At 56.3% G+C, this 14,857-nt stretch carries 9 protein-coding genes; 2 read left to right on the top strand and 7 right to left on the bottom strand.

Features of this window, described 5'->3' with window-relative positions:
• Positions 1–33 precede the first annotated feature (33 nt).
• The 3 genes from WG938_RS10260 to WG938_RS10250 form a co-directional block, all read right to left on the bottom strand.
• The gene (locus tag WG938_RS10260) at positions 34–270 is read right to left on the bottom strand and encodes a hypothetical protein (RefSeq protein WP_339980165.1); all 237 of its coding nucleotides are present in this window, start codon (positions 268–270) and stop codon (positions 34–36) included.
• An 88-nt stretch (positions 271–358) separates the two neighbouring features.
• Complete coding sequence (locus WG938_RS10255) at positions 359–1,183, bottom strand: crotonase/enoyl-CoA hydratase family protein (protein ID WP_339980163.1); 825 nt, start codon at positions 1,181–1,183, stop codon at positions 359–361.
• Between the two features lie 59 nt (positions 1,184–1,242).
• On the bottom strand, positions 1,243–1,899 hold the full coding sequence (locus WG938_RS10250) for an IMPACT family protein (protein WP_339980162.1): 657 nt from the start codon (positions 1,897–1,899) through the stop codon (positions 1,243–1,245).
• Between the two features lie 63 nt (positions 1,900–1,962).
• Here WG938_RS10250 and treZ point away from each other — a divergent pair, with 63 nt between their 5' ends.
• Entirely contained in the window at positions 1,963–3,876 is a 1,914-nt protein-coding gene (gene treZ / locus WG938_RS10245) for a malto-oligosyltrehalose trehalohydrolase (protein WP_339980160.1), read from the top strand.
• A gap of 19 nt (positions 3,877–3,895) precedes the next feature.
• Here treZ and WG938_RS10240 read toward each other — a convergent pair whose 3' ends face one another.
• The 4 genes from WG938_RS10240 to dnaE all read right to left on the bottom strand — a co-directional run bounded on the left by WG938_RS10240 (position 3,896) and on the right by dnaE (position 14,402).
• Positions 3,896–7,618, bottom strand: coding sequence for a hypothetical protein (locus WG938_RS10240; protein WP_339980158.1), 3,723 nt, complete (start codon positions 7,616–7,618; stop codon positions 3,896–3,898).
• A 103-nt stretch (positions 7,619–7,721) separates the two neighbouring features.
• Entirely contained in the window at positions 7,722–9,341 is a 1,620-nt protein-coding gene (locus WG938_RS10235) for an MFS transporter (RefSeq protein WP_339980156.1), read from the bottom strand.
• Between the two features lie 55 nt (positions 9,342–9,396).
• Positions 9,397–10,692 (bottom strand): threonine ammonia-lyase IlvA, encoded by a 1,296-nt coding sequence (ilvA, locus tag WG938_RS10230; RefSeq protein ID WP_339980154.1) that lies wholly within the window; start codon positions 10,690–10,692, stop codon positions 9,397–9,399.
• Between the two features lie 140 nt (positions 10,693–10,832).
• Positions 10,833–14,402 carry a DNA polymerase III subunit alpha gene (dnaE, locus tag WG938_RS10225; RefSeq protein WP_339980290.1) on the bottom strand — a complete coding sequence of 1,190 codons (3,570 nt, stop codon included), beginning with the start codon at positions 14,400–14,402 and terminating at the stop codon, positions 10,833–10,835.
• Positions 14,403–14,575: 173 nt separating this feature from the next.
• Here dnaE and WG938_RS10220 point away from each other — a divergent pair, with 173 nt between their 5' ends.
• Complete coding sequence (locus WG938_RS10220; RefSeq protein WP_339980152.1) at positions 14,576–14,740, top strand: hypothetical protein; 165 nt, start codon at positions 14,576–14,578, stop codon at positions 14,738–14,740.
• The last annotated feature ends 117 nt before the right edge of the window (positions 14,741–14,857 follow it).

The following is a 14,857-nucleotide window of genomic DNA, read 5'->3' as shown; positions in this document are numbered from 1 at the left end:
CGGGCACATCTGCCGCGCCAACCCGTGGGTGAACTACTGATTGTCCTTATGATTGACGATCTTTTGAACCTTCTGCCAGTTCACCAGACCGCCGATGATGCCAATACCAATGATCATGGCCATCAAGACAAAGCTCTGTGCCATCAAACCAATGGCCACACCGCCGATAATGCCACCGGTGCTCCACAACACTGCATTGCGCGAGTGCTTACGAACCGCTTGTTTGCGCAGTTCAATCGGGTTTTGCTGATAAGGCTGCAGGTAACTCATGCTTTCATCTTATTCATCTTCAGCACATCGCGGAAAGCGTAGTGCACCTTGTTCGCTGATAGCGGAACGCCCAACAACTAGCAAACGACTACTTTCCAGAATAGGAACCCGGCCGCTTTTCCATGAATGCGTTCAGAGCTTCGCGATGATCCTCAGTCGTGTGCGCCAACGCCTGCATTGCCGCCGACAACTCCAACAGGCTAGCCAAAGACTGATGCTGCGACTCGCGAAGCAACTTCTTTGCCATTCGCACTGCATGTGGAGGATTCTTTGCGACGCGACCCGCTAGCTTCTTCGCCGCATCGAGCAGTTCGTCCGGCTCGACGACCTCGTTAACCATGCCCCATTCTGCGGCCTTGTCCGCAGTAATTCGGTCGCCGGTCAGCGCCATTTCTGCCGCCCGCGCTGGGCCAATGGTCTTGGTCAACAGCCATGCGCCACCATCGCCAGGAATGATCCCGAGACCAACGAAGCTCTCTGCGAACCACGCCTTCGTTGATGCCACTCGCAGGTCACACATCAGTGACAAGTCACACCCGGCTCCGACCGCGGGACCGTTGACCGCAGCGATAACAGGGACTTGACAGTGGTACAACGCCATTGGGATGCGCTGGATGCCGTTGCGGTAGCCGTCGCGAAGTTCGTATGGGGTGCCACTGAACATGCCCGTCTTGTCAACCATGTCCTTGACATTGCCACCAGCAGAGAATGCGGACCCGGCGCCGGTGAGGATAACAGCGCGAACATCGTGGTCCATGTTGACCCGAGCGACGTTATCGACAATCGCGTCAATGACATCCGGTGCAGAAATCGGATTGCGACTATCCGCTCGATTGATAGTCCATGTCTCAATGTACCCCTCGCGGTCGACGAGAAGTGCTGGCTGCTGGGAAGAATCAGGCTGCTGTGTCATGCACTTAGAGTTACCAGTGACTAACTGACGACGCGGGTGTTTCTGCGATTTCGCCTAGGCTATCGCAGTGGCAGCTCGACCCAACGTGTCCCCGCCTTGGCTGACAAGAGCTCGCCGTGAGAGAGGGCCTGCAGGGCTCCATCGAGAAGCTCAGTTGTTCCCGGTTCGATTGCCACAGTATGAGTCACCTGTGCCGACCACGCGGTATCTACAACATCGAAGCCTCGATTGCGCAATTCCGACTCGACCCGCCCGGCGTCACCTGGATTGACCTCGATACTGCGCAGCTCGCGACGCACCCGTGTGTTCTTTGAAACCTTTGGCAAGCACCCAGATACTGCATCCGAATATGCTCGAACAAGTCCTCCTGTGCCGAGTTTGATCCCGCCGAAATACCTGACGACGACCGCCACGACATTCGTCATCCCCGACCCAATGAGGACATCGAGCATTGGCCTGCCAGCTGTTCCGGAGGGTTCACCGTCGTCAGAGGAGCGTTCAACGCGATTCGAGCCCTCCACTTCATGAATGTATGCAGAACAATGATGGCGAGCATCTGAATACTCCGCGCGAGCGAGTGCGAGAATGTCGCGGGCTTCTTCTTCGGAGTCGGCACGCGTGATCCACGTGATGAATCGAGATCGTTTGATTTCGTATTCATCAGTAGCGATTTCGCCTGGCGAGGGCACAATCAGGGGCGCGCTGGGATCAGACATGTCTCCTATTGTTCCCTATTCCCTCCTTGTGTAATCCAACAGAGTCGCTATTAGGCCTTTACCATGGAAAACATGAGTAACTATCGAGTCTGGGCACCATACGCAACTGAAGTTGAACTCCTCCTTGGCGATCCGGAAGCACCACAGGTCTTTCCAATGCTTCCAGATAGCGCTCTTGAGGGATGGTTCGAAGCGGACGTAGCACGGGCACCTGGCGATCGATACGCATTTCAAATACGGGCACATTCGGGCTACGGCGCTTCCGAAGACGACACTCCAGAGAACCCGAGCGACTGGACTATCCCGCTTCCGGATCCGCGTTCACAGTCGCAACCGGACGGCCCACATGGCTTTTCCGAGATTGTCGACCTTTCCGATTACGCCTGGAAAGACGCACAGTGGACCGGCCGGATCCTGCCGGGTGGTGTGATTTACGAACTGCATGTCGGCACATTTTCCGAGTCTGGCGACTTCGAAGGCCTGGTTGAACACCTGGATCACCTTATTTCCCTCGGCGTTACCCATATTGAGCTCATGCCCGTGCAGCCATTCGGAGGCGATCGCAACTGGGGTTACGACGGTGTCAGCTGGCACGCAGTCCACGAAGGTTACGGTGGCCCGCGCGGCCTCCAAAAGCTCGTTGATACGTGCCACAACAAGGGCCTAGCAGTCATTATGGACGTAGTGTTCAACCACTTTGGTCCCGATGGAAACTACGTTGGGTTCTTCGGCCCGTACACCTCTGGTGGTTCAACCGGCTGGGGTGAAGTCGTCAATCTGATGGGCGATCACTCCGATGAGATTCGCGCCTATATTCTGGATGCGATTCGTCAGTGGTTCGTTGATTACCACATTGACGGCCTGCGCCTCGATGCGGTTCATGCACTTCACGACGAAGGCGCGTTCCACATCCTCGAACAAATGCAGGTTGTCGCCGAGTCCGTTTCCGCTGAAACGGGCATTCCTCGTTCACTCATCGCTGAGTCCGATCAGAATGATCCAAAGATTGTGCGACCTCGTGCCGCGGGTGGATTCGGACTTACAGCACAGTGGGATGACGATGTTCACCACGCAATTCATACGCTCGTCTCCGGCGAAGAGCACTCTTACTACGGCGATTTCGGCACTGTCGATGTTCTCGCACAGACATTGAACGAAGCGTTTTTCCACCTGAACCGTATGTCCACATTCCGAGGTCGTACCCATGGCCGTGGCTTCAACCTCGATGTCCAGCCACTGAGCTCCTTCGTCACGTATACGACGACGCATGACCAGACCGGCAATCGCGCTACGGGCGACCGCCCATCGATGAATCTCACTCCTGCTCAGCAAGCGTTGAAACTCGCAGTCGTCGCCGCGTCCCCGTTTACTCCGATGCTCTTCCAGGGCGAAGAGTGGGGCGCATCGACTCCATTTGCCTTCTTCTGCTCGCACGAAAATCCAGAACTGCAGCGACTAACCCGAGAAGGTCGACTCCGTGAGTTCGCTCGGGCAGGCTGGGATCCAGACGAAGTCGCCGACCCGATCGCCATCGACACGTTCACCAACTCCAAGTTGAACTGGTCGGAACTGGATTCTGCTCCACACGCAGAAATTCTGTCTGCCTACCAAGAACTGCTTGCTCTTCGCCGATCCCTCCCACAGCTTCGCAGCCCCTGGGCAGTGTCCGTGGCAACAGAAACCGACGCTGACGGACGGTGGCTCAAGCTCACCCGCACAAACACGGCTGCGGGAGCATTCTCAACGACAACACCATCTCCTGTCATGCTTGTGGCCAACTTCTCGGACGAGGAAGTCACAGTCCCGCTGTCACCGCAAAACTCCCACGTAATGTATGACGCAGCAGTCGCTCGTTTCGGCGACACCACCCACGGCTCGCCAACTGTACTCAGCACGTTCCCCTCTGCGGCGGCAACACTTGACGACGGCGTCGTCACGCTTCCTGCATGGGGATACGCGCTGGTCGGAGAAAAGTAGCTCTACTGCTGGTGACTAATTAGTCGCTAGCGTCTGCAGAGCCACCGAGGATTGCGTCAGCCAGTGCCTCATCGGCGCTGGCTTCGGCTGCACTCGCCTCGTCACCGTTGGTATCCGAACTTGTTTCCGCGGCGGGATCGTCGTCATCGGTAGCTGCGACTTCAATCGGCAGGGTACGGTCGCCGTGCAGAGCGAAAGTCACCAACGCATCGGCGATGAGAAGGTCACTCATGACGAGCGTTGGCACCAGATCCGCGAGCTGCGCCCACAGTGGCAGGAGCTCAGCCAAAACGGAGTCATCGACATCAGGGGTCTCTGCCTTCGCCCTCGCCAACGCTCGAGCTGCAACGGCAATGAGCAGTGAGGTTCCAGGCACAAGAGTCCAGTGCAACGACGGCTCATAGGCATCGATGCCGTCAAGCTTGTGGAAGCGCACGTTCACGGCTTTCCTCAGCTTTGGCGAGGTGCGAGAGACAATCTGGAAGAGTTTGCGGGACGCAGCAGCCAAACCAGTCATGATGCCCGAATCCACAATCTCATTGCGATGCTGCACCACTTCGTAAATGGCGGTGAAGCGAGCATCGTCGTCAGTAAGTGGACCCGGAACCATCCGGTGCACATCGAAGAACTGCCCCAGAATCGCGTTTGCCTGTGCTTCGGGCAATGCCGTGATCTGGACGGATGACTGGTCAATGCAGGCGGACTCCAAAGTCGCATCCTGACCTGTAGCCATCGCACGCAGCAGCGCTTCACCACCGGTAGCGCGAAGATACTCAAGCTGTTCGCTGTGTGTAACCGCATCATCGGTGACGACATCACTCATCGCAGCCAGTGCGCCCAGCCATGGCACGCGACGACGACCTGGAGTCGGTTCCGACATGGAAAAATCACGCAGCACGAGGCCGGAAGAAATGAGCATGCCCGGTTGATCGTCAAGCTTGATAGACGTCGAATTCAGCGCCGACAGATTCTTTCGTGGCACCGCCGTCAGCACAGTCCGCAGATTGTCTGGCGTTAACTCGTCGTTTGCCTGCGCCATTATCGTGCCACTACCCGACCGCATGGCAGCGAACAACGACCACAATTGAGCCAACTGGTCAACCTTCAAGTCACCAACGACATCGGCAAGGCTGGAACTCGCCTCCTCGCCCTCCACTTCCGGCAGAATGACCGATTCTAGTGCTGGCCACACCGGGCGACGATCCTTCTCGACGCCGAAGGTCACCTGCACCACAAACGGGCCATGTGGCAGCAGTTCCTCTGGCAATTCGCACTCACTATCGATGACGCGCAAACCAACTGGCTTCAGCCACGGTGCTCGGGCACACCACACCCACAGTGTCATTGGCACATGTGCAACCGATGCGCTGTGCTCAACCTCGATAATTCCTGGTGCATCCTCTGCCCAGGCAATAGACTGCACTGGATCAACCTGGGGAGCTGACACCAACGGAACGGACAACCGGCGACGACCCGTCACTCGCGTCCAGTCCAAGTTGACTGAGACCGACTTCAGCAGCGCAATACGATCAGCATAAGACCCAAAGTCCGCGACACCTTCGTCGCCATTGCGAGAAATCGGTACTCGACAAATGTCACGCTCACCGGACGCAACAGCTAGGTGCGCATGGCGCAACTCGCCGGGTGCCATGACCTTGAAGCGACCGTGAACATCGAGTCGTCCCGGGCGAGTCAACAGGGTGAACTTACGTCGCGCTACAGTTTCGTCGGACAGGGGAACCTCAAACTCGAGGAATCCTGGCTTCACCAATAGTTCTAGCCAAGCGCCCTCTTCGGTGGATAGTTCTATGGTGCCCTTCGTTTCATCTTCACCAAGACGCAACACTGCTGGGTCGGCTTCCAACGGCTTCTCGCCGGAAACAACCCGCACTTCAGCAGGGCTCAAGCCTTCTTCAGTTGGGATACGGAACCCATCGCCACCATTGCGGTACGTGACCGACAGCTCGGCTTGCTCCGCGACAGCAAAGTGCTTCTGGAAGCTCCGTCCGCGTGGGTTCGTCAAGCGTACGACGAACTCACCGAGCCATGGGTAATCATCGTCAGTCAGAATGTCGACGTTACCGCCAGCTGCAGGGATTTCAAGGTCGTAGACCATGATCATTTCTTCAGCGAAATTGCCATAACCCGAGAATTCAGCAATCTGCGCTCGCCATGTCTCCGCATTTCCAGACAACGTCGGCGGGAACACTGCCACCGGCCCACCTGCATAGACGGGCGTGCCAAATTGCGTAACCGCTCCATCGAGACGCGCGTGTGGCAATGTCAGCTGCGGTCGACGCACCGGAGAGGCAGAACGCACTTCGCCAGCGATACCACCGCGACGAATCTGGACTGCATGCACATCACGTAAATCAACTTCCGCGACGTGCCACAACTGCCATTCAGCAGGACGTGGCTCTGTGAGCAGTGGAATATCCTCACCAGTAACCGGATCCACCAGACGAGCATCGTTGGGGTAAACAACCGTCACGGCATCCGAATGAAGCGACACTTTGTCAGTGATCGACTGCCCATCGGCACCGAAAATCAGCACCGGGTCATCCGTATCAATGGCGGGCACCCGCCAATGCTGATCTTCGCCCAGCTCAACCAGCACCGAACGCACTGGTTCAGTTACCGGCACGACAGGGCGTGACGACGAATCTTCCAAACCAACAGCCTGCTTCGACACAACGGTGCCACCATAGGTAACAAGCCAGTCGCGATTCGCGGGCGCTGCAGGAGTTGGCAGCTGGATGCCGATGCGCTGCGTGATCTCGTCGAAGTACAACTGTGGCCGGCCAGTGGTAGCTACAACGCCAACCGCGGTTCGTCGTGACTGCGTACCCACTGGACGCAATCGCAATTCTTCGCGAGCTGCATCGAGCAAAATTGGTGGGATACCTGTGGTGTCAGGTCCGAGATCATCGCGCGATTCCCAGTTCGCAGGATCCGCTGCCGTTGCCATCGCATAGCCAAGCGTTGCGTTAACCAGAGCGACCGCCGTTTTCGGCGCAGACTGAGCCAACAGCCGCAGCGCCCGTGGCACATCACCACCCGCATCCGTTCCGAACCCGCTCACCATCGCTTCCACCGAGTTCTTGACGGTGGCCAGCGTCTGCACGACATCGCTTGGCGACGGATCAGTTATGTCACCAAGCCCTGCTTCGTCTTCTAGGCGTTCGATAAGCAGCGGCATGACCGACTGCTGCATGCCAGCGTGGAGCAATGCCAATCGAGCGGAATCCTCCGAGGTTCCTGCCTCAGCTGCGGCGCCGTCGAGAACTGCGACGTCGACAAGCCCGAAGTCCGTAACGAACTCTGGGAGCTTTTCGATGAGGTGCTCCACCACAGCCTTAGTCTCATCGGCGCGTGGATCGAGCTGCATACCTGCCGGCCAATCGAGCCAGATGTCCTGAGGACCAGCAATACGAGCAGCGCGACCAACAACCGAAGCGAACACTACGGCTGGGAAAGAATCTATAACGCTCTTTGCTTCCTCGACGGCGGAGTCTGCCAAATGATGGGCAAGCAAAGTGCCAAGGAAGGTATCGATCCGCTCAACCTCATCCATGCGTAGTCCTGACCACGCAAGTAGAGCTTCCAGATCAGATTCCGTGGCTGATGCGACCAACGATTGCATTCGTTCGCGCATCTCGCTGTCAGCAGCCTGAAGCCACAATCCAACCATGGTGGCATCGTTCAATCGCTGCGAACTACGTTTTTGCGACACGTCGGCCATAACTGGTTTGCCATCTCCCCTAGTAAACGGAACTTTTTGCCTTGCAACCGCCACGAGCTCTAAGGGCAGTTTGTCATCCGATTTTCCATCCTAGACGGTATGCCTAATGACGCTCTGATTCGGCCATCTCGTGCACGCCGAGATTCGGCAGCACCAGGCGCACACCAACTGCCGCGACCACGCATAATGCGGCAGCAACGGCTGCCGTCACGCCCATTCCTGTGACGAAGGCATCATTCGCTGCGGAGACAACCTGGGTTGCTGCTTCCGGGGTCAGCGACTCAGCAAAAGCATGAGCATTATTCACATTGCTGGAAATCGCGCTGAGCTCGCTGGCATCCACACCAAAGTCATGCTTCACCACGTTAAAGCTGTACACCGAAATCAAGACAGCACCTAGCACAGCTGCACCAAAGGCCGCGCCGAGCTCGTAGCCAGTTTCAGACAATGCTGATGCTGCTCCTGATTGTTCAGGGGGCGCTGCGCCCAAAATGATGGTGTTGGTTACCGGATCCAGCATGCCCACGCCAGCTCCAATAATCATGAATGAGGCGCCAAACCACCAGTTCACCAGCGGCCCGCTAGGAATAGCTTCCCATTGACCGAAAGCCTCTATGACGTGCATGCTGAGGCCACAAGCTGTTAGCAAAAGGGCAATCACCAGCAAGCGGCGTGCAGGAACGCGGCTGACCAACTCACCGGTTACCACGGTGAAGACCATCGACACGATCATTCCTGGCATCAGTAACAAACCTGCATGCACTGGGCTGAGTTCCAGAACTACTTGGAGATACTGCGTGAGATAGAACATCACGCCCACAAGTAAAAACGAGCTCACCAAATTGACGATGACTGCAGTCGAGTACGCGGAGCTGCGCAACAGGCGGACGTCGACAAGCGGAAACTGCGTGTTATTAAGATGTGCGACAAATAGCACCCCCAGGCCAATTGCCACAACTAGCAAACCAAGCGAAACCCACAGTGCCAACCCTGCAGTCACTGCTTTCAACGCTCCGACGAGCCCGAATAGCGCGGTGATCGAGAGAACCGCACCAACAACATCGAAACGGCCCGGCGCGCGAGATACGGATTCAGGAATAATGAACACGCCGCCGATGAAAATGATCGCTGCCACCGGAACATTAATGAGAAAGACTGAACCCCAGTGAAAGTGTTCTAGCAACCAGCCACCGAGCACCGGGCCAATGATGGCACCAAGTGAATAGCAGGAAATCCATGCAGCAATCGCGCGCGACAGTTCCTTTGGATCTGTGAACATCGCCTTGATGATCGACAATGTCGACGGCATCAACGTTGCACCAAAAATGCCCTGTAAAGCGCGCGCAATGATGAGCATGAGCGATGAAGTCGCCATAGCCGCGATGACGCTGGCCACCGCGAAACCAGCAATACCGATGAGCAACAATTTCCGGCGACCAATACGGTCGCCAAGTGTGCCCATCGTGATCAAAAGCGACGCCAACGCAAACGCATAGATATCAATGATCCACAGCAACTGAGTACCGCTAGGTTGCAGATCCCGAGAAATCGCCGGGAGCGCAAAATTCAGGACCGTCATGTCGACTGCAAGAATGACGATTCCGCATGCCAACACTGCCAAGGCCCACCAACGATGTGGATGCGGTGCCTGAACTGACTGAGTAGATCCGCCTTCTACACCCTGAGCAGCTGACTCTTGCGCCGACGAGAAACTTGCAGACATGCACTCACTTTCCTGCGCTTCACGACACGCCACCACCCAAGGTGACTACGGTTTCCTACGTAAGGAAATCGTACTCCGGAGTACCCGGAACGAGGCGACGGCAGTCGAGTGGCGATGATTTCATTCGTTCAAGCAGAGCGTTGAGATCCGAAGCACGACGCAACTCGATACCAACAAGGGCAGCGCCGGTCTCGCGGTTATTGCGCTTGAGGTATTCGAACTGGGAAATGTCATCATCTGGACCTAGGACATCCGACAAGAACATTCGGAGCTGTCCTGGCTTTTGCGGGAAATTCACCAAGAAGTAATGCTTCAAACCACGGTAGACAAGGGAGCGTTCCATGATCTCCGCATAACGCAGAACATCATTGTTGCCACCAGAGATGATGCACACCACGACTTCGTCTTTCGCGAAGTTGAGTTGTTCGAGAGCAGCTACTGACAATGCACCCGCAGGTTCCGCAATGATGCCTTCGTCCTGGTACAAGTCCAGGAGTGCTTCACAGACAGCACCTTCTGGCGCAATAAGTGGATGAATCCGGCTCCTATTTGCCTCAATGATGTGGAACGGTAGATCTCCAAGACGCTTGACTGCAGCGCCGTCGACAAATGGATCCACAGTTGGCAGTGTCACTGGCTCATTCGCGTCCAGAGCTGCCTGCATGCATGGTGCGCCCTGCGGCTCGACCGCGATGACAGCAGTGTGTGGGGACATATCTGCGAAGTAGCTGACGACGCCCGACAGCAATCCTCCACCGCCGACTGGGACGCACACGGTATCCGGAGTCAGCCCCTGAGCCGAAAGCTGGGCCACTACTTCCGCAGCAACAGTGCCTTGGCCGACGATGGTATTGAACGAGTCGAAAGGCTCAACCATCGTTGCGCCTGACTTCTGTGCATCCGCACGAGCAGCAGCTGCTGCTTCATCAAAGCTGTCACCAGTAACGATGATTTCTACCGCATCCCGTCCGTGGTACGCGATGCGATCGCGCTTCTGCTTTGGCGTCTGGCTCGGCACGAAAATGCGCCCCTTGACCCCGAGTGTACGACACGCATATGCAACGCCCTGGGCATGATTGCCTGCCGACGCGGCAACGACACCCGCTGCGCGCTCCTCTTCGGAAAGCTGCACCATCGCGTTGTACGCGCCACGGATCTTGTACGAGCGCACGTCCTGCAAATCTTCGCGCTTGAGAAATACCTTCGCGCCGGTCTTTTCCGACAGCCGAGCGCAGTACTGCAGTGGTGTTGCCGCAATGACTGCCGAAATTCGAGCCTGAGCGACCTGAATATCAGCCGCGTGGACGAGGCGGCGGGCAGTATCTGTGGAGGGAGCGGCAAAGTCGGTCATGTTGATTTACATTACCGCCACCAACCCAAACAATGACATTGGGACGGCAACTCCCCCTCAGCTACGGCGCATAACCGCGCCGTCATCCCAGTTCAGGACGACATTCGGGCAAACCACAACCTCCGCCAATGTCCCACCCTTTAGGATTGCTGTCCCAAAATGCCTGGGCCGAGGGTGGCTTTCAAATCTCCGAAAAGACTTGCTGCACGGTTGACTCGCAAGTGTTCGCCCAGCACCATCATCGTGGAATTATTGCCATCGACGAGATTCAGGTACACGTCGGATTCACCTGGATTGTCTTGCAGAACGCGCTTGAGTTTGGCAATGAACTCCGGCGTGCACTGTTCGGTGCGCAACTGCAGCCGAAGCGGAATTCCGGATGCACCGTTCAGCCCGAGATCTGGCACCTTAATGTCATCGCACACAATGCTCAGGCGATCATCCCGGTACTGCACGCGCGCCTTCACCAGCACGATTGCATCTTCCGCCACCATCGTCGACACCATTGCGTACGTGCGCGGGAACGCAAGCACTTCCACCGAGGCTCCGTTATGGTCTTCCAAACCAATGATGGCCCACGGCAAGCCGTCCTTATTCACTCGGCGATCCACGCTCGAGACGATGCCACCAATGACGACTTCGGTACGGTCAGGGACTTCGCCACCAACGATCGTCGTAATTGCCGTATCCGTTTGCTGCGCCAACGATTCTTCATAGCCGTCCAGCGGGTGACCAGACACGTACAGACCCAGCATCTCTCGCTCGAGTGCGAGTTCGTGCTTCCGCTCCCACGACTCGTCCGGGATCTCTACCTGGAAAACATTGACAGCATCTTCGTCTTCTTCACCACCGAATCCTGAGAACAAGTCGAATTGTCCCTTGTCAGCGGCCTTCTTCGTTGGCAGGACTGCATCGACGGCATCCTCATGGATGAGTGCCAATCCCTTACGCGGGTGGCCAAGCGAGTCGAACGCACCGCCCTTGATCAAGGATTCTGTCACTCGCTTCGAACACGGCAGAGTATCGATCTTGTCCAGGTAGTCCGAGAAGTCCTTGAACTTCCCCTTTTCCTTTCGCGTCGCGACGATCGAGTCCACAACATCATGGCCCACGTTACGAATAGCGCCAAGACCAAAACGGATATCCTTGCCCACCGACTGGAAGTTCATTGCAGACTCGTTGACATCCGGGGACAACACATGAATACCAAGATGGCGACAGTCGGAAAGATAGATTGCAGACTTATCCTTATTGTCCGACACCGATGTCAACAAAGCAGCCATGTATTCAGCCGTGTAGTTCGCCTTGAGGTACGCCGTCCAGTACGACACCAGTCCGTAACCTGCAGCGTGGGACTTGTTAAACGCGTACGACGCGAATGGTTCGATGGTTCCCCACAGCGCATCGAGTGCTTCCTTTGAGTAACCATTTTCCTTCATGCCCGCTTCGAAGGTTGCGTACTGGCGAGCAAGTTCCTCCGGCTTCTTCTTACCCATTGCTTTACGGAAGCCATCTGCTTGACCAGCGGTGTAGTTTGCGACCTTCTGCGAGATCCTCATGATCTGCTCCTGGTACACAATCAGACCGTATGTCTCGCCCAAGATGTCCTTGAGTGGCTCTTCCAACTCAGGGTGGATTGGTTCGATGGGCTTGCGTCCATTCTTACGGTCGGCATAAGCCAAGTGCGCGCCAACACCCATCGGTCCTGGTCGATACAGCGCGAGAGCGGCCACGATGTCGTTAAACTCTGTCGGCTGCATGCGCTTCAACAGCTCACGCATACCACCTGAGTCCAGCTGGAACACACCCAGCGAATCGGCACGAGCAAGCAGCTCGTAGGCGTTCTTGTCGTCGGTCTGCAGCTCGTCGAGAAGAATCTTTTCTCCTCGATTCGCTTCGATATTTTCCAGGCAGTCACCAATAACCGTCAGGTTTCGCAGGCCTAGGAAGTCCATCTTCAACAGACCGATGGCTTCACATGCCGGATAGTCCCAGCCCGTGATGAGCGCACCGTCAGCCTGGCGCTTCCACATTGGCACGTGATCCAGCAACGGCACCGAAGCCATAATCACCGCACACGCATGTACACCAGTCTGGCGAATTACGCCTTCCAGACCGCGGGCAGTCTCGTAAATCTTGGCTACGTCAGGATCTGTTTCGATCAACTGACGCACCTCGGCAGCCTCGCCGTAACGAGGATGCTGAGGGTCCATGATGCCACCCAGCGGAATATCCTTCGCCATAATGGCTGGTGGCAGCGCCTTCGTGATGCGGTCACCAATTTGGTAGCCCGGCTGCCCGAACTGCACGCGCGCAGAGTCTTTCAGTGCCTGCTTCGTCTTCACCGTACCGAAGGTCACCACCTGCGCGACCTTGTCCTCGCCCCAGCGATCAGCAGCGTAGCGGATCATTTCGTCACGACGACGGTCGTCAAAGTCGATATCGATATCAGGTGCCGATGGGCGCTCTGGGTTGAGGAATCGCTCGAACAACAGGCCATGTTCAATCGGGTCGATGTTGGTAATCCATGTTGCGTACGCAACCAAGGAACCAGCAGCCGAACCACGACCTGGGCCCACCTTGATGCCAATTTCACGCGCATGCGCGATCAACTCGGCAACGATGAGGAAGTACGACGGGTACCCCTTGCCATCGATAACTTCAATTTCATAGTCGGCGCGCTGGATGTATTCTTCTGGGACTTCACGCCCATCGAATCGCTTTTCTAGCCCCTCCATCACCTTGTGGCGCAGCCAAGTGGTGGGGGTTTCGCCCTCCGGCACGTCGGCAAGTGGCATTCGATCGTGGGTGTGTTCCTCCCACAGTTCGTCGTACGACTCGACGCGCTCGGCAATGAGCAAAGTGTTGTCGCACGCTTCAGGAACCAGGTGATCCCAGGTCGCACGCATTTCTTCGGCAGACTTGATGTAGTAGCCGTCGCCATCGAACTTGAAGCGATCTGGATCGTGCAGAGTTTTGCCGGTCTGCACACACAACATCGCTTCGTGGGCTTTAGCTTGATCCCTGGTTACGTAGTGGCAGTCATTCGTGACGACGGGCGGCAGATTCAGCTTCTTGCCAATTTCCAGCAACTCGCTGCGAACCCGGGTTTCGATATCCAACCCGTGGTCCATCAATTCAAGGTAGTAGTTCTCCTTGCCATAGATGTCCTGCCACATGCCGGCAGCCTTCAAGGCCTCATCAAACTGGCCGAGGCGAAGGCGCGTCTGAACGTCACCGGACGGGCAACCCGTGGTGGCCAAAATGCCTTCGGAGCGCTCGGCAATCAGCTCTGCGTCCATTCGCGGGTACTTACCCAGTTGCCCTTCGTACGATGCCATCGAGGACAAGTAGAAGAGATTTCGCAGGCCCTGTGAATTTAGAGCCAGCATCGTCTGATGCAAGTAGGAACCACGACCCGAGACGTCATCGCCCTTCTGGTGTGGCTCGCCCCACTGAATACGCTTTTTGTTGAATCGACTTTCGGGAGCCATGTACGCCTCAATGCCGATGATGGGCTTAATGCCCTTCTTGGTCATCTGCCGATAAAAGGCGTTTGAACCAAACATATTGCCGTGGTCGGTCACGCCGACCGCCGGCATACCTTGTCGATTCACCTCATCAGCCAGAAGATCGATCTTCGCCATGCCGTCGAGCATTGAATACTCGGTGTGATTATGAAGGTGCACGAACGAAGAGTTAGCCATGATCCCAGATTGTAGGCTGACAGCCGGATCGAAGGCCAAGCCCCTGGTCAGAGATGATGAGATATCGATACTTACAGACGTGTTGAATTTCACTCACCAGTGTCTTTACTTTCGCCCACCCTCTACCTAATACTTGAGGACATTCTCACGTTTTCCATAGCGAAAGGAACGTACCTATGTTCTCTCCACTCCCAGAGGGCGTCTACTCGATGTTCAACACCGACAAGCTCGATCAGGTTTTGGAGTCCATGGAACGTCGCCCAGTAGCAGCTGGCTACCTGGTTGACGGCGATGTCATCGAATTCGAGTCCTCCGAAGCTCGTTACAGCTGGCTCGTCTAGCGCCGCTTGCCCCGATGAACTTCGGCGACAGTACTCGCCAGCGATAGAAGTCAGCATCTGGGCTTTCGCCTACGGGTTTTCTTTCTAAAACCACAACGAACCGTAGTTAATCTCGTT

Source organism: Corynebacterium sp. H113, assembly GCF_037572315.1.
In the GTDB taxonomy this organism is placed as follows: Bacteria; Actinomycetota; Actinomycetes; order Mycobacteriales; family Mycobacteriaceae; genus Corynebacterium.
This window is presented reverse-complemented; position numbering and strand designations above follow the sequence as displayed.